11 protein-coding genes are annotated in these 11,843 nt (G+C 70.1%); 10 read left to right on the forward strand and 1 reads right to left on the reverse strand.

Features of this window, described 5'->3' with window-relative positions:
• The first annotated feature begins 29 nt into the window (after nucleotides 1–29).
• The 3 genes from ACIBQX_RS13275 (at nucleotide 30) to ACIBQX_RS13285 (ending at nucleotide 2,452) form a co-directional block, all read left to right on the forward strand.
• Nucleotides 30–338: a fluoride efflux transporter FluC gene (locus tag ACIBQX_RS13275; protein WP_397005417.1), complete on the forward strand. Its 309-nt coding sequence runs from the start codon at nucleotides 30–32 to the stop codon at nucleotides 336–338.
• A gap of 309 nt (nucleotides 339–647) precedes the next feature.
• Nucleotides 648–1,211, forward strand: coding sequence for a hypothetical protein (locus tag ACIBQX_RS13280; protein ID WP_397003904.1), 564 nt, complete (start codon nucleotides 648–650; stop codon nucleotides 1,209–1,211).
• Nucleotides 1,208–2,452 (forward strand): retropepsin-like aspartic protease, encoded by a 1,245-nt coding sequence (locus ACIBQX_RS13285; protein WP_397003906.1) that lies wholly within the window; start codon nucleotides 1,208–1,210, stop codon nucleotides 2,450–2,452. Before ACIBQX_RS13280 ends, ACIBQX_RS13285 begins: the two co-directional genes overlap by 4 nt.
• Before the next feature lie 696 nt (nucleotides 2,453–3,148).
• Here the strand turns inward: ACIBQX_RS13285 and ACIBQX_RS13290 are convergent.
• On the reverse strand, nucleotides 3,149–3,793 hold the full coding sequence (locus ACIBQX_RS13290; protein ID WP_397003908.1) for a TetR/AcrR family transcriptional regulator: 645 nt from the start codon (nucleotides 3,791–3,793) through the stop codon (nucleotides 3,149–3,151).
• Between the two features lie 84 nt (nucleotides 3,794–3,877).
• Here ACIBQX_RS13290 and ACIBQX_RS13295 point away from each other — a divergent pair, with 84 nt between their 5' ends.
• The 7 genes from ACIBQX_RS13295 to ACIBQX_RS13325 are packed head-to-tail and all read left to right on the forward strand — an operon-like array spanning nucleotide 3,878 to nucleotide 11,842.
• Nucleotides 3,878–4,864: an ABC transporter permease gene (locus tag ACIBQX_RS13295; protein WP_397003910.1), complete on the forward strand. Its 987-nt coding sequence runs from the start codon at nucleotides 3,878–3,880 to the stop codon at nucleotides 4,862–4,864.
• The gene (locus tag ACIBQX_RS13300; protein WP_397003912.1) at nucleotides 4,864–6,645 is read left to right on the forward strand and encodes a dipeptide/oligopeptide/nickel ABC transporter permease/ATP-binding protein; all 1,782 of its coding nucleotides are present in this window, start codon (nucleotides 4,864–4,866) and stop codon (nucleotides 6,643–6,645) included. The genes ACIBQX_RS13295 and ACIBQX_RS13300 overlap by 1 nt, the downstream gene beginning before the upstream one ends.
• Entirely contained in the window at nucleotides 6,645–7,601 is a 957-nt protein-coding gene (locus ACIBQX_RS13305) for an ABC transporter ATP-binding protein (RefSeq protein WP_397005419.1), read from the forward strand. The genes ACIBQX_RS13300 and ACIBQX_RS13305 overlap by 1 nt, the downstream gene beginning before the upstream one ends.
• Complete coding sequence (locus tag ACIBQX_RS13310) at nucleotides 7,601–9,139, forward strand: ABC transporter substrate-binding protein (protein WP_397003914.1); 1,539 nt, start codon at nucleotides 7,601–7,603, stop codon at nucleotides 9,137–9,139. Before ACIBQX_RS13305 ends, ACIBQX_RS13310 begins: the two co-directional genes overlap by 1 nt.
• Nucleotides 9,136–9,996: an alpha/beta fold hydrolase gene (locus ACIBQX_RS13315; RefSeq protein ID WP_397003916.1), complete on the forward strand. Its 861-nt coding sequence runs from the start codon at nucleotides 9,136–9,138 to the stop codon at nucleotides 9,994–9,996. Before ACIBQX_RS13310 ends, ACIBQX_RS13315 begins: the two co-directional genes overlap by 4 nt.
• A complete protein-coding gene (locus ACIBQX_RS13320) occupies nucleotides 9,996–10,244 on the forward strand; it encodes an ACT domain-containing protein (protein ID WP_397003918.1) in 249 nt (82 codons plus the stop codon). Before ACIBQX_RS13315 ends, ACIBQX_RS13320 begins: the two co-directional genes overlap by 1 nt.
• A gap of 35 nt (nucleotides 10,245–10,279) precedes the next feature.
• Nucleotides 10,280–11,842 carry a DUF885 domain-containing protein gene (locus ACIBQX_RS13325; protein WP_397003920.1) on the forward strand — a complete coding sequence of 521 codons (1,563 nt, stop codon included), beginning with the start codon at nucleotides 10,280–10,282 and terminating at the stop codon, nucleotides 11,840–11,842.
• Nucleotide 11,843 lies beyond the last annotated feature (1 nt).

Genomic DNA, 11,843 nt, shown 5'->3' on the forward strand with positions numbered 1-11,843 from the left:
CCTCAACGGCACCGACCACCGCAGCCACGATGAGCAGAACGCGGCGATCGGTGCCTACGTGCGCTGGCGCAACGCTCGCGCACAACCCAAGACAAACTTCGCGGCCAGTTCACCTATCCGCAGCTGGACCAGTTACCCGGCCAAGGTTGCGTGACGGGCCACTAGGCGTCGGTTTGTGTGGGGCGCCGACCACGTACTCAACGTTCTCCTACGAGACGTTCCGGCTGGCCGAGACCGGCGCGGTCTTCTTCGCCGTCGCCAACGTCGTCGCCTCGATCGTCGCCGGACTGGGCGCGGTGTTCATCGGCCTCACGCCGGCCCAGGCGATCGCCGGATGACACGTCTTGAGGCGGCCGGTCAGGCGCGCCATGTCGGCCCCTGGTGGTAAGAATCGCGTCACACGGCCCAGTGATCTTGCTGGTGAGCAGCAGCAGCGTTCGCCGGTCAGCTCGGACAGTACGCGGGGACTGATCAGGCCCGGAATGTCGGTGAGAAGTAGCAGCGCCCGGAGGCCCATGCTCTGCTTGCTGTCGCTTCCGCATGAAGTTGTCGGCAGGGACACACGCTGACCTGTGGAACGACATCTTGTTCTGGCGTTATAGTTCGACTATTCCGGAAATACGGAACAACGGAACAACGGAGTCAGGATGCCCATGGGACTGCTCGAAGAACGGATCGCGGAGCTTGAGCGCAGGGTCGCCCTCCTGGAGGAGGCGCCCGCCGACCGGTCACCGCCCGCGGACGCCCCGCCGCGCCCCATCGCCGACGTGCCGTTCGACCTGCTCGATCTGATCCGGTCCAGGGCCGGAAGGGAGGCCCGCCCAGGCACGGTCATGTACGGCGGCGCGGTGACCTTCGGGGACCGCGACTACATGTGGGCGATGGAGCACGCGGCCGGCGAGGTGGCGGACTCGCACTGGGCCAGGGCCGCGGCCCTGCTCGAACGCCTCGGCAGCGGGCCGCGTCTGGCCCTGCTCGCCGCCCTCCTCAAGGAGCCGAGGACCCGCAGGGAGCTTCACGAGGCGCTCGGCGAGACGTCGACCGGGCACCTGTACCACCACCTCAAGGACCTGCAGAGCGCGGGCCTGCTCATCCAACCGCGGCGCGGCGAGTACGCGATCGCGCCCCATGCCGTCGTGCCGCTGATGACGATCGTCGCCGTCGCCATGGATCTCGGCGCCGCCGAGTCACCCCAGGAGGAACTCGAATGAGAAGCGCTCTGGGCGGATTACTGGACGCCTCGTCACGACCGGCGTGGCGGGCCTGGTCGAAGGGCGATGTAGAGGGCTGCGAGCGCCACGCCGAGACCCTGTCCGGCCCTTCCCGGGATCACCTGCTCTTCCTGTGCCACTCCGTGAAGCAGGCCTACGAGAAGGCGCTGTCCCACTACGCCACCCTCGCCACGGCCGGCCGCGCGCCCAGGGCGCTGGACGAGCCGGTCGTCGAGGCCTGGATGCACCTGGGCCGCCCCGATCGGGCCGTCGAGCACCTACGGCGACGCCGTGACGCCCGGCCGCGGGCCGTCGAGCAGGCGCTGCGCGTGCTCGACCCGAGGCTGACCCGCCCACTAGGGGTGCGGCTCGACGGCGCCACCGTGCTTCCGTTCGCCGACCACGAGCTCGCGCCGTACCTTCCGGCCGTGGCGGCGACCATCGACGGCGTTGACATACTGGCGCATCTCGACACCGGCGGCACGTTTGTCGTCATGGGACCACGACGCGCCGCAGAGGCAGGCGTGGTGACAACCCCGGGCGGCACCAGCTCTCACGGGCTGCAGCGCGCCCAGCTACGTCACGGCACCATCGCCGAGCTGCGCTTGGGCGCCGCGTCGCTGACTAACGTGCCGGTCAAGGTGCTTTCCACCCTCGTCGGCCCCCAGGACCTGGTGATCATCGGCACCAACGTCCTGGAACAGTTCCTGTCCACCGTCGACCACCCCCGCAACCGCCTCATCCTCTCGCCGAGACGCCACCCCGACGCCGCCACCGAGCACTCCAGCCTCCTCACGGACAGCCCCGTGGTGGCGGAGTTCGGCTTCTACCTCTGGGCGGATCACTTCATGTTCGCGCGCGGCGGCTTCGGCCCACGCGACGACCTCACCTTCTTCATCGACTCGGGCCTGGTCTACGTGGACGACGCCGTGGAGCCGCCACGTCAGGCCTGCCTGCTGACCACGCCCCGCCACTACCGCGCCTGGGGCGTCCCGCGCCACCTGACCGGCCGCCCGCACTTCGACAGCCCCGAGCCGGTGTCGCTCGGCCCGCTCACCCGGCGGTACCCGCTCGTGGCCGTCGCGAGATCCCGGACGACGCCGTGGCAGTCCTTCGGTGGCGTACGCGTCGACGGCCTGCTGTCGCACGGCTTCCTCAAGACGTACGCATGGACGCTGGACTTCGACAGGGGACGGTACGTGTTCCGATCGGCGCCCGGCTCGGGCGAACAGTGCGATTGACACTTGCCAACGGGTCGTTTGCGCCAATGGGTTGCCAACTGCGACTGGCGTCCTCTCCGGCCAGCAGCGGATGATTCACTAAGAAGCGGAGGATGCCTGACACCACGGTCAGGCGGGGGGATCACGGCGCGGGCATGCGCGCGGCACACGGCTGGCCGCCCGCTGCCGGAGAAGGAGGAGGCCACGAGCAGGCTCACCACCTCGCTGAACCGGGCGGTCGTGATGGGCGACTCCAACGGCAATCACAAGAGGGCGGCCGAGATTGCCGATGGCCGCTGTCTGAACGCTGGAAACGCTAGGCGGGGGCTCCCCCGTGACGCATCGGTCATCGTGACCGGTGTCCGGGAAGCCGATGACTGACTTCACTTGCCGGTGCTGCGAGTCTCGGGGCGACAGATCGCGTTTTGGGAGCGCTGTTGCCCGAGGAAGTGACGCGGCTGCCGCAGGAGCCAGCCCGGGTCGACGCGCGGATATCTTGGCGAGGGCCGCTGCTGCGGGTCCGGTGATACGCAGGTCGGGCAGGGGGAGGACGGCGGCCAGGGCCAGGAAGCCGCCCACGCCGCCGATCCACGGTCGATGCCCGTTCTTATGGCGGCCTCATGATCCATACTGCATGCATCGTGCGGGCCTCGGGCGCACCATCCGCGAAGAAACCCCAACCGGCATTGCCGAGCTGGGGCTTCTTCGTATGACGCCTCAGTGAATCGCCCGGCCGGGTGCTCTTGCCGACATTCCCTGGTCCAAGGCGAGTGAGGTCAGCGCCAGGCAGGACAGCCGGGCGAGCTCGAAGGCGTCGGTCATCGTCACCTGGCGTAGCCCGAAGCCGGTGAGGACCGCCTTGGCCGCTTTGGCGATCGCCAGGCTCTGATCGGCCGTAGTCCGTTCCGATGGCCTCGCGGGATCGATGACCCGGTTCACCAGGACCGCGGCCAGCCTCTCGATCTCGTCGTCGAGGGTCTTGGTCAGTTTCTTCAGCAGCCGGTCATCTTCCAAGGCGGCCAGGATGACACGGAGCTCGAAGGCGGTCTGTGCCTTCGAGCTGTCTCCGTACGTGGCGAACCACGCGCCGACGTAGCGGTCGATGACCTCGGCCAAGGGCAGCGCGGGGTCGTGCAGCGGCTCGAGCAGCGTGTCGACGCGGGAGATGTCGTCCCCGAGGAGGGATACGAGCAGTTCGCTCTTGCTGCCGAAGATGGAGTAGATCGCCCCGGTCGTGAGGTCGGCCGCTGCGGCGATGGCCTCGACTGAAACGTCCGCACCGTCACGGGCCAGCAGCGTGCGAGCCGCATCGAGCAGGGCTCGCCGGTTGGCTTCTCGCGCTTCGGTCCGGGTGAGTCGCACGGTTCTCCTTCTGTTCATTGACAGCTTGCCATAACGAGATTACCGTAACCCAATTATTACGATAACGACATTACGGGAACTGCTGTGAGCATAGCAACGCACGCGGGCATGGGCCGGTTCTCCACACATCCGCGCATGGCGTTCGCCGCCAGGCGTCTGCGCCGGTTCATCCTGTCGCTGCTGGCTCTGGTCACCGCGTCGTTCGCGATGATCCAACTGGTGCCGGGCGATCCGGTGCGGGCCGCGCTCGGCCCCAGCGCGCCACCGGATCTGGTGGAGCAGACCCGTGCGGCGCTGGGCTTGGACAGGCCGCTGGCCGACCAATACCTCTCCTACCTGCGTGGCGTGTTCTCGGGAGACCTCGGTACCTCGATCATGTCGCGGGAGCCGGTCAGCCTCGTGCTGGAACAGCGGTTGCCCGCGACGGTCGGCCTGGCGGCGGCGGCTCTCGCGCTGACCCTGGCAGTGGGGATACCGCTGGGGATGGCGGCCGGGGTGCTGGGCCGCGACGGCCGGCGACCGGGATCGGACTTCACGTTCACCGTGGTCACCGGCCTGTTCAGCGCGCTGCCCGAGTTCCTGCTGGCCGTCGGGCTGGTGTACGGGCTGGCCGTGTCGCTGCAGTGGTTCCCGGTGGCCGGGGGTACGGGACCCGGCGCGTATGTCCTGCCAGTGCTCTCGCTGGCCGTCGGTCCCGCCACCGTGATCGCACGGATGATGCGGATCGAAACCCGACGGGCCCTGCACGAGGACTATGTCCGCACAGCGCGGAGCAAACGGCTCCGGGGCCGGGTGATCTACCTGAAACACGTGTTGCCCAACGTGCTCACCTCCACGCTGACGGTCAGCGGGCTCCTGCTGGGCGGTCTGATCGCGGGCACGGTGGTGGTGGAGAACGTCTTCGCCTGGCCCGGCATCGGCGGCGCCATCGTCACCGCGATCACCAGCAAGGACTACGCGCTGGTGCAGGGGTTCGTCCTGGTCTACGGGGCCGCGATCCTGGCCGTGAACCTGCTCGTCGATGTCGCGATCGCCGCCATCGATCCGCGATCGAGCATCCTGGAGCGCTGATGAAAAGGTCACTGCTCGTCCTCATCCTGCTCTTCCTCGTCCTCGCCGCGGTCGGGCCGGTGCTGGCCGGGCCCGCCGCCGACCGGGTCGACGTCGCGGGACTCCTGCAGGGTCCCTCCTCCCGCCACTGGCTGGGCACGGACCATATGGGCCGCGACATCCTGGCGCAGATCCTCGTCGCTTCGCGCCTGTCGCTCGGTTCGGCGGTCGCCGCGACCGCCCTGGCCGCCGTCATCGGGGTCGCGATCGGCAGCGCGTCGCTGGCTCGACGGGTCGGTCCGCTGTTCACCGCCGTGCTCAACGTTCTGGTCGCCTTTCCATCCCTGCTGCTCGCGATCTTCTTCGCGGTCATCTTCGGCGTCGGAGCTCAGGGCGCGGTGCTGGCGGTCGGCGTGGCCATGGCGCCGTCCTTCGGCCGCCTCATACAGACGCTCGGCGCCTCGGTGATGGCCAGTGACTACGTGAGCGCGGCCCGGCTTCTCGGTTTGCGGCACAGCAGGGTGCTGACCGGGTACGTGCTGCCGAACGTGGCCGAGCCGCTGATGCTCAGCCTCACCTTCGCGGCGGGCAACGCCCTCGTGGTGATGTCCGGGCTCTCCTTCCTCGGCCTCGGTGTGCAACTGCCCGACTACGACTGGGGGCAACTGCTGCAGTCCGGCCTCAGCCAGATCTACACCGCGCCGGCTGCCGCACTTGGGCCGGCCGTCGCGATCATGCTGGCCGGCATGACCCTCAGCATGGCGGGTGAACACGGCGCCGTGGCGGCGTCCGGCGTCCGGCGTGCCCTGTCATCCACCGCCCGAAGGGCCCGAAGCCCCCTGCCCGCCGTACCAGAAGAAGCGACCGTGGCCGAGGCACGCGGGCTGAGGGTCACCTTCCCGGATTCCGGCGGCCGCCCGGTCACCGTCGTCGACGGCGTCGACCTGTCCATCGGCAAGGGCGAACGCGTCGGGCTGGTCGGCGAGTCCGGTTCCGGGAAGAGCATCACCGCACTCGCCCTGGCCGGTCTCGTACCCCATCCCGGCCAGGTGACAGCGGACAGCCTCTCGGTCTCAAAGGTCAACGTCCTGGATGTACGGCGCAGTGAACGAGACCTGAAAGGCCGCGTGGCCATGGTCTTCCAGGACGCCACTCGCGCGATGAACCCGGTGCTCCGAGTCGGCACACAGATCGCGGAGGCATCAGCCGGGCACGACGTCGTCAAAGCGCTGCGCTCACTGAAGGTCGCCAATCCCGCACTGCGTGCCCGGCAGTACCCGCACCAGTTGTCCGGCGGAACCCTCCAGCGGGCCATGATCGCGATGGCGTTGACAGCGGAACCGGACCTGCTCATCGCGGACGAGCCGACGACCGCGCTGGACATGACCGTCCAGCGGGCCACGCTCCAGGTCCTGCTGGAGGCGGTCACCGAGTCGGGTTCCGCACTGCTGTTCATCTCGCACGACATCGCCGTCGTCTCGGGCATCTGCGAGCGACTGGTCGTCATGTACGCGGGAGGTGTCGTCGAGGACCTGCCGGTCCGGCTGTTGCCCGGCGGCGCCGCCCACCCCTACACCGCGGCCCTGCTGGCGACGCTGCCGAGCCTCGACGCCGATCGTGCGGCGCCCCTGCCGGTGATTCCCGGCTCGCTGCCCGCAGCCGGATCCGCCGGGACGGGCTGCGCCTTCGCGCCGCGCTGCCCGCGGGCCGCGGAACGTTGCCTGAGCGAGCGGCCCCCCTTGGCGGGCCTGGCGCCCGGCCATCGGACCGCCTGCTGGTATCCCCTGGAAGGCGTCGCATGATGAACGGCTTGACGGTCGACGGCCTCACGGTCGCCTTCGGGCACGGCAGGAACCGCCTGGTGGCGGTGGACCGGGTGAGCCTCAGTGTCCCGCACGGCGCCACGCTCGGCGTGGTGGGCGAGTCCGGGTCGGGCAAATCGACGCTCGGCCGGGCCATCGCCGGTCTGGTCACCCCTGGGGGCGGTGAGATCCGGCTCGACGGCCGCCTCCTTCCGCCCCGCCGCTCGCGCTCGGACCTGCGCCGGATCCAGCTCGCGTTCCAGAATCCGGCCAGCTCGCTGAGCCCGAGGATGCCGGTCGCGCGGATCCTCGGCGACGCGGTCGCGGCGGCGACCGTCCCCCGGGAGCGACGCCGTGACCGCATCGACGAACTTCTGGAGGCGGTTCAGCTACCGGCGATACTCCGCGACTCCCGCCCCGGCCAGCTCTCCGGCGGCCAGCGGCAGCGAGTCGCCCTGGCCCGCGCGCTGGCGAGCGAGCCGGAGTTCCTGATCTGTGACGAGGTCACGTCGGCGCTGGACGTCTCGGCACGCGGCGCGATGATCAACCTGCTGATCCAGCTGCAACGTCAGTACGGCTGGGGCCTGATCTTCATCTCGCACGACATCGCGGCCGTGCGGCAGGTGAGCGACGACATCGCCGTCATGTACCTGGGCCGGACTCTCGAGCTGGGCCCCGGCGAGGCCGTCGTCGCCGCGCCACGGCACCCGTACACGCGAACGCTCGTCGAGTCGATCCCGGTGCTGGGCGGAGCACCGGCCGACCTGCTGGATGATTTCGATCCCCCCGATCCCCGGCACCCTCCCCCAGGCTGCCCCTTCCACCCGCGCTGCCCGCTGAGACCGCGCAGCGACCCAGCAGGCACCCGCTGCGCCACCGACGAGCCGACGCCCGTCATCCGTGGCCTCCCGCATCACGCGGCTTGCCATTTCCCCCCACATTTGGAGCGCACCTGATGTTGTCCCCCAGACAAGCGGTACTCGCCGTGGCGCTGGCGGCCGTGACCACCGGCTGCTCGACTCCGCCACCAGCCGCCCCGAGCCGGACCGGCGCCACTGCCAAGGTCTTCACCCTCGCCCTCAACGCCGACCCCGGCAGCCTCGACCCGCATGCCAGCCCGCTGACCGCGGTCCAGCAGCTCGGCCTGTTCCTCTACGACCGGCTGATCCACCAGGACGGCGAGGCGTTCTCGGCGGGCCTGGCCGACAAGTGGAGCCAGGACGGCAAGGTGGTCCGGTTCCACGTCCGTTCGGACGTGACCTGCTCCGACGGCAAGCCGCTCACCGCCGAGACCGTGGCGGCCAACCTCAACTACGTGGCGGACGCCGAGAACGGCTCGCCGCTCGCCAACCTCACCATCCCGGCCGGTTCCAAGGCGACCGCCGACGCTGCGACCTCCGAGGTGGTGCTGACCACCCCGGAGCCTGCGGCCTTCGCCCTGCAGGGTGTCGCCAACCTGCCGATCGTCTGCGACCGCGGGCTGGCCGACCGCACGCTGCTGACCCAGGGGGCCGACGGCACCGGGCCGTACGTGCTCGACTCCAGCGTGGCCGGCTCCACCTACACCCTGTCCCTGCGCCCCGGCTACAGCTGGGGGCCCGGCGGCGCCACCACGGCCACGGCGGGGCTGCCCGCCAAGGTGGCCGTCAACGTCGTCACCAACGAGACCACCACGGCGAACCTGCTGCTGAACGGCGGTCTCCAGGCGGGCATCGTGGCCGGGACCGACGTGCGCCGCCTGCAGGCGGCCAAGCTCACGCGCTACAGCACGTCCTCGGTGTACGGCGAGCTGTTCTTCAACCAGTCGGCCGATTCGCCGCTCCGCCCGCAGGCCATCCGCCACGGCCTGGTCCAGGCGCTGAACCTGGCCGAGCTCATGTCGGTCTCGACCTCCGGGCTGGGCTCCGCGCCGGAGCGGCTGACCGGATCCAGCCCGTGCAAGCAGCCGACCGTGACGGGCAACCTCCCGAGTCAGGACGTCGCGGCGGCGAAGGCGGCACTGTCATCGCTGAGCGGCCGGGAACTCACCTTGCGCTACCAGTCGAAGCTGGGTCCGGCCGCCGCTACGGCGGTGCAGCTCGCCGTACAACAATGGGCGGCTGCGGGCGTGACGGTGAAGGCACACGGTGAGACCGACAGCCAACTGCTCACCTCCGTGTTCGCGACCGGGAACTTCGACATCGCCTGGGTGCCGATCGACGGGCAGAACCCGGCCCAGACGCAGGGCTATTTCTCCGGTCCGACACCGGCGAAGGGCGGCAGCAACTTCGCGAACATCCAGAACAGCACCTACGACAGCGTCGCGGCCCAGGCCGGTGCGCTGGTCGGCAACGCGGGTTGCGACCTGTGGGCGAAGGCGGATTCCGCCCTGGTCGCCGGCTCCGACGTCGTTCCGTTCGCCAACGTCGACTACTCGACGTGGAGCCCGGCCTCGGTGTCGTTCAAGACCGGCTACCACGGTGTCCAGCCGTTGAGCATCCGGATGAGCGCATGACCCCGCAGACGATGCGGCTCTCCGACGGCCGCAGGCTGGCCTGGTACGAGTTCGGTGACCGTGGTGGGGTGCCCTGCCTCTACATTGCGGGCACCCCTGAGTCCGGGCTCGCCGGTGGCTGTTATCACCTCGCGGCGGACAAGGCCGGCGTGCGGTGGATCTCCGTGGACAAGCCGGGTTATGGCCGGTCCGATCCCTGCCCTCGGCGGACTCTCGCCCAGTGGGCGGCCGACGTCGAGGAGTTCGCCGCTCACCTCGGCCTGGAGAAGTACGCGGTGGCGGGCGAGTCCGGCGGCGGCCCGCATGCCCTCGCGGTGAGCCATGCCCTGCCTGCCAGCGTGACCCTGACGGTACTGCTCGCCGCGATGGGTCCGGGCCACGAGCCCTGGGTGCGCGAGGGGATGCGCCCGACGAACGTGATGTTCCACTACCTGGCGCTCTACGTGCCCGCCGCGTTGCGCGTTCCGCTCGCCGTGATGCGGTGGGCCATGCGGGTGCCCGCGATAGCCGGGCGGATGGCGCAGGGGGGCCCGGCGGCGGACCGGGAGGCCGCGGCCGATCCCGACTACCAGATCCGCCACCTCGCCGTGCCCGACGCGTTCCGCGCCGGGACCAGGGCCGCCGCCGGGGAACTGCAGCTGCTGGCCAGGCCTTGGGAATTCGAGTTGGGGGACGTCACCGGGCCGGTGCACATGTGGCACGGAAGCGAGGACGTCAACGTCCCCATCGCGGTGGCTCGCGCCATGGCGGCCGCACTGCCGTCCTGCGTCCCGCATTTCGTGCCCGCCTCGGCCCACGCCGTCGGGTTCGAGCAGCGGGAGGCGGTCATGGCGACCATCGCCGGTCAGGTGTCGTGATGCCGGTCAGCGAATCGGCGATCACCGTGTCGACCGCCCATCCCCTCGACGCCCTGCTCCGGGTCACCCTGGCCACCCGCGCCCGCAGGCGCGTGCGGGTCACCGCCATGAGCCTGCGGGCGACTCCGCCGTACCACGGAAGCGAGATCGAACTGCGGGTGCAGGCCGCCGACCGCGAGGTCGAGCTGCTCTGCGACCGGTTGCGGCGCCTGGTCGACGTGCTCGCCGTCTCGGTGGTGACGCGATGATGCGGGCACTTTCCGACGCGTTCTATCGTGACTGGTTGACGACGCGTCCCTTCATGGCGATGGAGGACGGGATCCCGGGGTACGACCATCTCGTCCCGGACTTGTCGGTGGCGGGCGCCCGGGCGTTCGAGAGCCGATTGAGGGACCTGGCGGATCGGGCCGGCGACGGAGCTGACACGGTGACGCGCAGGGTCCTGCTGTCCGCGATCGATCGGGAACTGGAGGTCCTCGCGATCGGCGCCGTGGAGTACACGGTGTCGGTGATCGCGGCGGAGGGCGCGTCCGCGGTGCTGACCATGGGGTCGTGGAGCAGACCGAGCACTCCTGCCGACGCGGACGCCTATCTGACCCGCTGTGCGGAGCTGCCACGCTATCTGAGCGCGCATGCCGCCCGGCTGCGGGCCGGTGCGGACGAGGGCCGGACGCCCGTCGCCTCCCTCGTGCGTGTCGCGATCGGCCAGGTGGACCGATACCTGGCCGGTCAGGGCAGGGACGTACTGGCCGACGTCCCGCTCCCGGAGGGCTGGCGTGGCGCGGACCGGCTCAAGAGACTGCTCGCGGACGAGGTACGGCCTGCGCTCGCGCAGTGGCGTGACGCGGTCGCGAGCCTGCCTGCCCGCGCCGACGACGAGTGCGGTCTGCCCTACCTTCCCGGCGGCGCGGCCGCCTACAACCGGCTCATCAAGGTGCACACCACCCTGGACGTCACCGCGGCCGAGATCAATGACCTCGGGGTGTCCCAGGTCGCGGAGCTGACCGACCAGATGATCTCGCTCGGCGAGGAGCTGGGCCTGCGGGGTCTGTCCGAGGTCATGCAGGCCTTCGCCGCCTCGGCGACCGGAGGCGCGGCGGAGGCGATGGCACAGGCCCGGGTGGCGATCCGCCGGGCGGAAGCCGTGATGGCGGAGCTGTTCCCCGCGCCGATGCCGCCCCCGTGCGAGGTGGCCCCGATGGCCGTCCATCTCGGCGAGACCGGGCACGCGCCGCACTACACTCCACCGCGGCTCGACGGCAGCACCGGCGGCGTGTTCTGGTTCAATGCGCAGCACCCTGAGACCGGAAGCGGCTGGGCCCTCGAAGCGCTCGCCTTTCACGAGGGGGTGCCCGGCCACCACCTGCAGTTGTCCCGTGCGCAGCTCCTCGATCAGCTGCCGGACCTGCAGCGCTACGGCTTCGTCAACGCGCACGGCGAAGGCTGGGGCCTGTACGCCGAGCTGCTCGCGGAGGATGCCGGGTTGTACTCCGGCGTCGAAGCACGACTCGGCGCCCTGGTGCTTCGGCTGTTCAGAGCCGCCAGGCTCGTGGTCGACACAGGAATCCACGCGCTCGGCTGGTCGCGGAACCAGGCCACGACGTGGCTGACCACGACGGTCCCGCTGCCTGCCGCCTTCGCCGAGGCTGAGATCGCGCGGTACATCGCCGACCCGGCGCAGGCGCTGAGCTACGCGGTGGGACTGCACGAAATCCTGCGGCTGCGCAACGGTTTCGGGTCCGGGACGCTTCGGGATTTCCACGCTGCCGTGCTCGACAACGGGTCGGTCCCGCTGCCGGTGCTGGCGGACATCGTCACATCAGCACAGTCGAATCGACACAAGTGAG

The sequence above is a fragment of the Nonomuraea sp. NPDC049714 genome (assembly GCF_044465295.1).
In the GTDB taxonomy this organism is placed as follows: Bacteria; Actinomycetota; Actinomycetes; order Streptosporangiales; family Streptosporangiaceae; genus Nonomuraea.

Coding starts and splice junctions, on each gene's coding strand:
- ACIBQX_RS13320 (WP_397003918.1), top strand. CDS start 9,996: ATGCCGGTCAGCGAATCGGCGATCACCGTGTCGACCGCCCATCCCCTC.
- ACIBQX_RS13315 (WP_397003916.1), top strand. CDS start 9,136: ATGACCCCGCAGACGATGCGGCTCTCCGACGGCCGCAGGCTGGCCTGG.
- ACIBQX_RS13280 (WP_397003904.1), top strand. CDS start 648: ATGCCCATGGGACTGCTCGAAGAACGGATCGCGGAGCTTGAGCGCAGG.
- ACIBQX_RS13275 (WP_397005417.1), top strand. CDS start 30: ATGAGCAGAACGCGGCGATCGGTGCCTACGTGCGCTGGCGCAACGCTC.
- ACIBQX_RS13300 (WP_397003912.1), top strand. CDS start 4,864: ATGAAAAGGTCACTGCTCGTCCTCATCCTGCTCTTCCTCGTCCTCGCC.
- ACIBQX_RS13285 (WP_397003906.1), top strand. CDS start 1,208: ATGAGAAGCGCTCTGGGCGGATTACTGGACGCCTCGTCACGACCGGCG.
- ACIBQX_RS13305 (WP_397005419.1), top strand. CDS start 6,645: ATGAACGGCTTGACGGTCGACGGCCTCACGGTCGCCTTCGGGCACGGC.
- ACIBQX_RS13310 (WP_397003914.1), top strand. CDS start 7,601: ATGTTGTCCCCCAGACAAGCGGTACTCGCCGTGGCGCTGGCGGCCGTG.